General features: G+C 59.9%; 8 protein-coding genes and 1 tRNA gene. 8 read left to right on the plus strand and 1 reads right to left on the minus strand.

Annotated features, from left to right (window positions below; translation table 11 throughout):
• On the minus strand, positions 1–791 hold a 791-nt coding region (locus tag ACIQ3A_RS13540; RefSeq protein ID WP_396432253.1), incomplete at its 3' end, for a transporter substrate-binding protein.
• A 222-nt stretch (positions 792–1,013) separates the two neighbouring features.
• Between ACIQ3A_RS13540 and ureA the strand changes: the two genes are divergently transcribed.
• The 8 genes from ureA to ACIQ3A_RS13580 all read left to right on the plus strand — a co-directional run bounded on the left by ureA (position 1,014) and on the right by ACIQ3A_RS13580 (position 5,679).
• Entirely contained in the window at positions 1,014–1,316 is a 303-nt protein-coding gene (gene ureA, locus ACIQ3A_RS13545) for an urease subunit gamma (protein WP_108405387.1), read from the plus strand.
• A gap of 18 nt (positions 1,317–1,334) precedes the next feature.
• Positions 1,335–1,514 (plus strand): hypothetical protein, encoded by a 180-nt coding sequence (locus tag ACIQ3A_RS13550; protein ID WP_396432254.1) that lies wholly within the window; start codon positions 1,335–1,337, stop codon positions 1,512–1,514.
• Between the two features lie 8 nt (positions 1,515–1,522).
• Complete coding sequence (locus ACIQ3A_RS13555; RefSeq protein WP_396432255.1) at positions 1,523–1,852, plus strand: urease subunit beta; 330 nt, start codon at positions 1,523–1,525, stop codon at positions 1,850–1,852.
• A gap of 1 nt (position 1,853) precedes the next feature.
• The gene (gene ureC / locus ACIQ3A_RS13560) at positions 1,854–3,572 is read left to right on the plus strand and encodes an urease subunit alpha (protein WP_396432256.1); all 1,719 of its coding nucleotides are present in this window, start codon (positions 1,854–1,856) and stop codon (positions 3,570–3,572) included.
• Positions 3,572–4,195 carry an urease accessory protein UreE gene (ureE, locus tag ACIQ3A_RS13565; protein ID WP_396432257.1) on the plus strand — a complete coding sequence of 208 codons (624 nt, stop codon included), beginning with the start codon at positions 3,572–3,574 and terminating at the stop codon, positions 4,193–4,195. Before ureC ends, ureE begins: the two co-directional genes overlap by 1 nt.
• Entirely contained in the window at positions 4,185–4,874 is a 690-nt protein-coding gene (locus ACIQ3A_RS13570) for an urease accessory protein UreF (RefSeq protein ID WP_396432258.1), read from the plus strand. The genes ureE and ACIQ3A_RS13570 overlap by 11 nt, the downstream gene beginning before the upstream one ends.
• On the plus strand, positions 4,871–5,530 hold the full coding sequence (gene ureG, locus ACIQ3A_RS13575) for an urease accessory protein UreG (RefSeq protein WP_396432259.1): 660 nt from the start codon (positions 4,871–4,873) through the stop codon (positions 5,528–5,530). Before ACIQ3A_RS13570 ends, ureG begins: the two co-directional genes overlap by 4 nt.
• A gap of 61 nt (positions 5,531–5,591) precedes the next feature.
• Positions 5,592–5,679: transfer RNA gene (locus tag ACIQ3A_RS13580), tRNA-Ser, on the plus strand.

The raw sequence follows: 5,679 nt of genomic DNA on the forward strand, positions 1-5,679 counted from the left end.
GCCACCACGGGCACATCTTTGGCCTTCAGGCCTGCGTTACCGAGTTCTTTGTAGAAAGGCACGTTGGAGTCACCGTTGATGGTGGACACCACGGCCGTCTTGCCGCCCGCTGAAAATTTCTTCACATCGGCCACGATGGTCTGGTAATCAGAGTGGCCAAACGGTGTGTATTTTTCATCGATGTCCTTGTCGGCCACACCCTTGCTTTTGAGGTAAGCACGCAAGATCTTGTTGGTGGTGCGGGGGTACACGTAGTCGGTGCCCAGCAAGACCCAACGTTTGGCGCCGCCACCGTCTTTGCTCATCAGGTAATCCACCGCAGGGATGGCTTGCTGGTTAGGTGCGGCACCGGTGTAAAACACGTTTTTGGACAGCTCTTCACCTTCGTATTGCACGGGGTAGAACAGCAAGCCATTCATCTCTTCCACCACGGGCAAAACCGATTTGCGCGAGACCGAAGTCCAGCAACCAAAAATCACGGAGACTTTGTCCTGACCGAGCAACTGCTTGGTTTTTTCGGCAAACAAAGGCCAGTTGGATGCAGGGTCAACAATCACCGGCTCCAGCTTTTTTCCCAACACACCACCTTTGGCATTGATCTCGTCGATGGCCATCAGCACGGTGTCTTTCAACACGGTTTCAGAAATGGCCATGGTGCCCGACAAACTGTGCAACACACCCACCTTGATGGTGTTGCCCGCTTGCGCATGGGCCTGAATTGCAAAAGTCAGACTGCCAGCAGCGATAGCAGCGGCGGTTGCGAGGGCTTTGAGGTTGCCACGACGGTTCATCATGAGGTCACTCCATTCAGGATTTAAGTTGTTCAACAAAAGGGCGATGCGCTTGCACCGCTGCAACCCCTCTTGCAATCACCGTGCCAACCCAAGGGGGAACCCTGATTCACCCCAAAATGGCGTGCAACTTCCCTGGGATTTCGACCCTTCCCTATAAAGGGCACGCTCTTTGCTACATTCAATGCATTGCATGCACCCACTCTTTCAGAACGCACCAAAATGGAACTCACTCCCCGCGAAAAAGACAAACTGCTGATCTTCACGGCAGGCCTTTTGGCTGAGCGGCGCAAAGCACGCGGCCTCAAGCTCAACTACCCCGAAGCCATTGCCCTGATCAGCGCCGCCATCATGGAAGGCGCACGGGATGGCAAGACCGTGGCCCAACTCATGAGCGAAGGCCGCACTGTGTTGACACGCGCCGATGTGATGGACGGCATCTCGGAGATGATCCCCGACATTCAGGTGGAAGCGACTTTTCCCGATGGCACCAAGTTGGTGACCGTGCACCAACCTATTGTTTGAATGGCCAAGGAACTCCCCATGAAAAATCATCGCAAAGCGGCCAGCAAGGCCTTGTTGTTGTCCAGCCTGCATGCACCCGTGTGGGCGCATGACGGGCACGGCCTGTTCGGCAGCCACTGGCATGCCACAGACGCCATCGGCTTCATCGTGGTCATTGTGCTGGCCATCGCGGCCTGGGCCATTGGCCAACGCAAGTAAGGATGGCCATGACACCCGGAGAGTTTTTAATTGAGCCTGGCACCCACGCCCTGAATGTGGGTCGCCGCACGTGCACCTTGGTGGTTCAAAACACCAGCGATCGCCCCATACAGGTGGGCTCGCACTACCACTTTGCAGAAACCAACGCGGGCTTGCGCTTTGACCGCAGCGCCGCCCAAGGCATGCGCTTGAACATCACCTCGGGCACTGCGGTCAGGTTTGAACCTGGCCAGCAGCGCACGGTCGAGTTGGTGGACTACGCCGGCAATCGTGTGGTGTATGGCTTTCGGGGGCTGACCAACGGCCCGCTGGCAGACAACGCGCAGAAAGACTCCTGACATGGCCCACATCGATAAACGCGCTTATGCCGAAATGTTCGGCCCCACCGTGGGCGACCGCGTTCGGCTGGCCGACACCTGCCTGGTGATCGAAGTCGAAAAAGACTGCACCCTGCAAGCCGGCAGCTACGGCGAAGAAGTCAAGTTTGGCGGAGGCAAGACGATCCGCGACGGCATGTCGCAATCGCAGCGCACCAATGCCGAGGGCGCGATGGACTGCGTGCTGACCAATGCGCTCATCATCGACCACTGGGGCATTGTCAAAGCCGACATCGGCCTCAAGGGCAACCGCATCGCGGCCATTGGCAAAGCGGGCAACCCCGACACGCAACCGGGCGTTGACATCGTCATCGGGCCAGGCACCGAGATCATCAGCTGCGAAGGCCTGATCGTCACTGCAGGCGGCATCGACAGCCATATCCACTTCATCGCACCCCAACAAATCGACGAAGCCCTGGCCAGCGGCGTGACCACCATGCTGGGCGGTGGCACGGGGCCTGCCACCGGCACCTTTGCCACCACCTGCACTCCGGGCCCTTTCAACATCGAACGCATGATGCAGGCGGCCGATGCCTTTTCGATGAACCTGGGTTTTCTGGGCAAGGGCAACGCCACATTGCCTGCGGCGCTGCACGAACAAATCAACGCTGGCGCGATTGGCCTGAAGCTGCACGAAGACTGGGGCACCACGCCCGCGGCCATCGACAACTGCCTGACGGTGGCCGAAGAGACCGACACCCAAGTGGCCATTCACACCGACACGCTCAATGAGTCGGGTTTTGTGGAAGACACCGTGGCGGCCTTCAAGGGCCGCACCATCCACACCTTTCACACCGAAGGCGCGGGCGGCGGGCATGCGCCCGATATTTTGAAAGTCGTAGGAGAAGCCAATGTGCTGCCCTCTTCGACCAATCCCACACGCCCTTACACCATCAACACGCTCGACGAGCATGTCGACATGCTGATGGTCTGCCACCACCTGGACCCATCGATTGCCGAAGACCTGGCCTTTGCCGAAAGCCGCATCCGCAAGGAAACCATTGCGGCCGAAGACATCCTGCACGACCTGGGCGCCATCAGCATGATGAGCAGCGACAGCCAGGCCATGGGGCGAGTGGGCGAGGTCATCATCCGCACCTGGCAGACGGCGCACAAGATGAAACAGCAACGCGGCAGTTTGCCGGGCGACACCGATCGCCACGACAACGCCCGCGTGAAGCGCTACATCGCCAAGTACACGATCAACCCAGCGATTGCACACGGCATGAGCCACGAGGTGGGCAGCATCGAAGTGGGCAAATGGGCCGATCTGGTGATCTGGAAACCCGCCTTCTTTGGCGTGAAACCGGCCATCATCATGAAAGGCGGCTTCATCGCGCTGGCAGCTATGGGTGACCCGAACGCCTCCATCCCCACACCACAGCCTGTGCACTACCGCCCCATGTTTGGCAGCTTTGGCGGGGCGCTCACGCGCAACTCGCTGACGTTTGTGTCGCAAGCCGGTTTACAGGCGGGCATTGGCGCACGCTACGGGCTGGCCAAGACCTTGTCGGCCGTCAAAAACATCCGCAAAGTAGGCAAGCGCGACATGGTTCACAATGATTACGCGCCCCGCATGGAAGTCGATGCACAAACCTACGCGGTGCGCGCCGACGGCCAATTGCTGGTTTGCGAACCCGCCACCAGTTTGCCCATGACACAACGCTACTTTTTGTTTTGATGATCACCTGCTCCAAACGCATGCCCCAGGGCAAAGGCCTGGCCAAAGTCCTCGTGCAACGTGCCGCCACGGTCACGCTGGATTGGGACACCCGCCAAAAAAGCCGCTTTGACGCCGTCGACAGTTCGGGCCGAAGCATCGGCGTTTTCTTGCCGCGCGGCACGGTGGTGCGTGGCGGCGATGTGCTGGTGGCCGAAGACGGCTCGCTGATCCGGGTCGAGGCTGCGCCGCAAGATGTGCTGCGCATCACCGCCTGCACCCAGCACGGCTCACCGTTCGACCTGACCCGCGCCGCCTACCACTTGGGCAACCGCCATGTGCCCATTGAGCTGCAAGCCGATCACCTGAAGATCGAACCCGACCATGTGCTGGCCGATATGTTGCGCGCGATGCACATGACCGTGCTGCCCGTGTCAGAGGCTTTTGAACCTGAAAACGGTGCCTATGGTGAGCACGGCGGGTCCTCGCATGGGCACGGGCATGGGCATGGGCATGACCATGGCCACGCTCACGACGCCCATGACCCTGCGCCACAGGCCACGCCGACACGCGTGGCCATCCCGATCCGTGCAGCCCATGCCGAGCCGCATGTGCACGGCCCCGGTTGCAAGCATGACCACTGACACCCCAGCTTCAGGTCTGCTGCAACTGATCTGGCTTGCGTCACCTGCATTGCCCATCGGGGGGTTTTCTTATTCCGAGGGGCTAGAGGCCGCCATCGAACACGGACTGGTGCACGACGAAGCCAGCGCCACACACTGGGTGGTCGACCAACTGCACTTGACGCAGTCGCGCGGTGACATGGCCGTGGTGGCCCAGGCCATCCCGGCATGGCAAAACGGCGATACGCTTCGACTCAAAGCACTGAACGACTGGGTCATGGCCACCCGCGAAACAGCCGAGATGCGCTTGCAAACCGAACAGATGGGCCGCTCTTTGCTCGACTGGTTGCGCAACCTGCAACAAGCTTCCGAGGCCCAACTGGTCTGCTGCGCGCAACTGCCGACCACCTACCCCTTGGCCATGGCACTGGCTTTGTCTTTGGCGCCTGCGCCCATCGACCAAGCCCTGCAAGCCCACGCCTTTGGCTGGGCAGAAAACATGACACAGGCCGCCCTCAAGGCCGTACCCTTGGGCCAAAGCGCAGGCCAACGCATGCTGGCCCGACTGGCGCGTGAAATCCCTGTGGCTGTGCAAACAGCCCTGCTTCTGAGCGATGAAGACCGCCAAGCCTTCAGCCCCATGCTGGCCATCTTGTCGGCCAGACACGAAACCCAATACTCACGAATTTTCAGATCATGAACACTGCCCTGCACCACATTGCCAACCGCACCAAAAAACTGCCCCCACTGCGTGTGGGCATTGGTGGGCCGGTCGGCTCCGGCAAAACCACCTTGCTTGAAATGCTGTGCAAAGACATGCGCGAGCGCTGGGACCTGATCGCCATCACGAACGACATTTACACCAAGGAAGACCAGCGCCTGCTCACCGAGAGCGGCGCCCTGCCCGCCAACCGCATCATGGGCGTGGAAACAGGAGGCTGCCCGCACACGGCCATACGTGAAGACGCGTCCATCAACCTCGAAGCCATTGACCGCATGCTGGAGAAGTTTCCCGATGCCGATGTGGTCTTCATCGAAAGCGGCGGCGACAACTTGGCCGCCACCTTCAGCCCGGAGTTGAGCGACCTGACGATCTACGTGATCGATGTGGCCGCAGGCGAAAAGATCCCCCGCAAAGGTGGCCCAGGCATCACCAAGAGCGATTTGTTCGTCATCAACAAGACCGACCTGGCACCCCATGTGGGCGCATCGTTGGACGTGATGCGGGCAGACACCGACCGCATGCGCCCCAACCGCGAAACACGCCCCTGGGTCATGACCAACCTCAAAACGCTGGATGGCCTGAGCGAAGTGGTGGCCTTTATCGAAAAAAAGGGCATGCTGACCCAGGCTTGAGCCGCTTTTGGTCTTTACGCCAGGTAAAGCGCGGCTTTAAATCGTTACAATCTGGCCGCAAGGAAGCGTGGCAGAGTGGTCGATTGCACCGGTCTTGAAAACCGGCGACTCGTAAGGGTCCGTGAGTTCGAATCTCACCGCTTCCGCCA

The organism is Limnohabitans sp. (assembly GCF_044361985.1).
In the GTDB taxonomy this organism is placed as follows: Bacteria; Pseudomonadota; Gammaproteobacteria; order Burkholderiales; family Burkholderiaceae_C; genus Limnohabitans_A.

Coding starts and splice junctions, on each gene's coding strand:
- ACIQ3A_RS13570 (WP_396432258.1), top strand. CDS start 4,185: ATGACCACTGACACCCCAGCTTCAGGTCTGCTGCAACTGATCTGGCTT.
- ureC (WP_396432256.1), top strand. CDS start 1,854: ATGGCCCACATCGATAAACGCGCTTATGCCGAAATGTTCGGCCCCACC.
- ureA (WP_108405387.1), top strand. CDS start 1,014: ATGGAACTCACTCCCCGCGAAAAAGACAAACTGCTGATCTTCACGGCA.
- ureG (WP_396432259.1), top strand. CDS start 4,871: ATGAACACTGCCCTGCACCACATTGCCAACCGCACCAAAAAACTGCCC.
- ACIQ3A_RS13555 (WP_396432255.1), top strand. CDS start 1,523: ATGACACCCGGAGAGTTTTTAATTGAGCCTGGCACCCACGCCCTGAAT.
- ureE (WP_396432257.1), top strand. CDS start 3,572: ATGATCACCTGCTCCAAACGCATGCCCCAGGGCAAAGGCCTGGCCAAA.
- ACIQ3A_RS13550 (WP_396432254.1), top strand. CDS start 1,335: ATGAAAAATCATCGCAAAGCGGCCAGCAAGGCCTTGTTGTTGTCCAGC.